Annotated in this window: 2 tRNA genes and 2 rRNA genes; all 4 read right to left on the reverse strand. The window is 51.2% G+C overall.

Features of this window, described 5'->3' with window-relative positions:
- A 23S ribosomal RNA gene (locus AC07RO_RS27020) occupies nucleotides 1-476 on the reverse strand; the annotation flags it as partial.
- A gap of 232 nt (nucleotides 477-708) precedes the next feature.
- Nucleotides 709-784: transfer RNA gene (locus AC07RO_RS27025), tRNA-Ala, on the reverse strand.
- Between the two features lie 10 nt (nucleotides 785-794).
- Nucleotides 795-871: transfer RNA gene (locus AC07RO_RS27030), tRNA-Ile, on the reverse strand.
- Nucleotides 872-992: 121 nt separating this feature from the next.
- Nucleotides 993-2,529, reverse strand: a 16S ribosomal RNA gene (locus AC07RO_RS27035).
- Nucleotides 2,530-2,744 lie beyond the last annotated feature (215 nt).

A 2,744-nucleotide genomic window follows, 5' to 3' on the forward strand; every position in this document is an offset into this window, starting at 1 on the left:
GGTTCTTTTCGCCTTTCCCTCACGGTACTGGTTCACTATCGGTCAGTCAGTAGTATTTAGCCTTGGAGGATGGTCCCCCCATGTTCAGACAAGGTTTCTCGTGCCCCGTCCTACTCGATTTCATTGACAAGAGATTTTCGCGTACAGGGCTATCACCCACTATGGCCGCACTTTCCAGAGCGTTCCGCTAATCTCAAATCAACTTAAGGGCTGGTCCCCGTTCGCTCGCCACTACTAAGGGAATCTCGGTTGATTTCTTTTCCTCAGGGTACTTAGATGTTTCAGTTCCCCTGGTTCGCTCCATACACCTATGTATTCAGTGTAAGGTAACTGTCTTATGACAGCTGGGTTCCCCCATTCAGACATCTCCGGATCACAGTCTGTTTGCCGACTCCCCGAAGCTTTTCGCAGGCTACCACGTCTTTCATCGCCTCTGACTGCCAAGGCATCCACCGTATGCGCTTCTTCACTTGACCATATAACCCCAAGCAATCTGGTTATACTGTGAAGACGACATTCGCCGAAAGTTTGCATTTCACAAACTTTACCTTAGCCTGGACACGCACCAGTGAAAGAGGTGCCCAGTCTATATTTCAATCACATACCCAAATTTTTAAAGAACGATCTAATCAAAAGACTAGAAATCAACACTCATCATCCGGCGGATGGAGCGCTCATTTCTAAGCTTTCACAAGGCAGAAGCAGTTATGGTGGAGCCAAACGGGATCGAACCGTTGACCTCCTGCGTGCAAGGCAGGCGCTCTCCCAGCTGAGCTATGGCCCCATAACAAAATTGGTGGGTCTGGGCAGATTCGAACTGCCGACCTCACCCTTATCAGGGGTGCGCTCTAACCAACTGAGCTACAGACCCAATTTCGAGCTTGTAACTGTTAGCGTGAGCTATCAGCTTGGAGCTTAAAGCTGCTTCTATCGTCTTCTTCAATGAATCAAGCAATTCGTGTGGGAACTTGTGAAGAAGCTGAGTCTTCGATTAAGGAGGTGATCCAGCCGCAGGTTCCCCTACGGCTACCTTGTTACGACTTCACCCCAGTCATGAATCACACCGTGGTAACCGTCCTCCCGAAGGTTAGACTAGCTACTTCTGGTGCAACCCACTCCCATGGTGTGACGGGCGGTGTGTACAAGGCCCGGGAACGTATTCACCGCGACATTCTGATTCGCGATTACTAGCGATTCCGACTTCACGCAGTCGAGTTGCAGACTGCGATCCGGACTACGATCGGTTTTCTGGGATTAGCTCCACCTCGCGGCTTGGCAACCCTCTGTACCGACCATTGTAGCACGTGTGTAGCCCAGGCCGTAAGGGCCATGATGACTTGACGTCATCCCCACCTTCCTCCGGTTTGTCACCGGCAGTCTCCTTAGAGTGCCCACCATAACGTGCTGGTAACTAAGGACAAGGGTTGCGCTCGTTACGGGACTTAACCCAACATCTCACGACACGAGCTGACGACAGCCATGCAGCACCTGTCTCAATGTTCCCGAAGGCACCAATCCATCTCTGGAAAGTTCATTGGATGTCAAGGCCTGGTAAGGTTCTTCGCGTTGCTTCGAATTAAACCACATGCTCCACCGCTTGTGCGGGCCCCCGTCAATTCATTTGAGTTTTAACCTTGCGGCCGTACTCCCCAGGCGGTCAACTTAATGCGTTAGCTGCGCCACTAAAAGCTCAAGGCTTCCAACGGCTAGTTGACATCGTTTACGGCGTGGACTACCAGGGTATCTAATCCTGTTTGCTCCCCACGCTTTCGCACCTCAGTGTCAGTATGAGCCCAGGTGGTCGCCTTCGCCACTGGTGTTCCTTCCTATATCTACGCATTTCACCGCTACACAGGAAATTCCACCACCCTCTGCCCTACTCTAGCTTGCCAGTTTTGGATGCAGTTCCCAGGTTGAGCCCGGGGATTTCACATTCAACTTAACAAACCACCTACGCGCGCTTTACGCCCAGTAATTCCGATTAACGCTTGCACCCTCTGTATTACCGCGGCTGCTGGCACAGAGTTAGCCGGTGCTTATTCTGTCGGTAACGTCAAAACAGCAAGGTATTCGCTTACTGCCCTTCCTCCCAACTTAAAGTGCTTTACAATCCGAAGACCTTCTTCACACACGCGGCATGGCTGGATCAGGCTTTCGCCCATTGTCCAATATTCCCCACTGCTGCCTCCCGTAGGAGTCTGGACCGTGTCTCAGTTCCAGTGTGACTGATCATCCTCTCAGACCAGTTACGGATCGTCGCCTTGGTGAGCCATTACCTCACCAACTAGCTAATCCGACCTAGGCTCATCTGATAGCGCAAGGCCCGAAGGTCCCCTGCTTTCTCCCGTAGGACGTATGCGGTATTAGCGTCCCTTTCGAGACGTTGTCCCCCACTACCAGGCAGATTCCTAGGCATTACTCACCCGTCCGCCGCTGAATCAGAGAGCAAGCTCTCTTCATCCGCTCGACTTGCATGTGTTAGGCCTGCCGCCAGCGTTCAATCTGAGCCATGATCAAACTCTTCAGTTCAATACTGCAATTAGGTTTTGAGAAAACCTTATAAACTTGGCTCAGCAATCGTTGGTTAAACCATGATTTCTCGTGGAGTAACTTGCGATGCTGATAATCTTGCGACTTCAGTCTTACAGCACAAGCACCCACACGAATTGCTTGATTCAGTTGTTAAAGAGCGGGTGGTTAAGATCTTTCGTCTCAACCGAGGCGCGCATTCTACAGCGTCTCTT

The sequence above is a fragment of the Pseudomonas sp. GW821-FHT07F05 genome, from assembly GCF_059418765.1.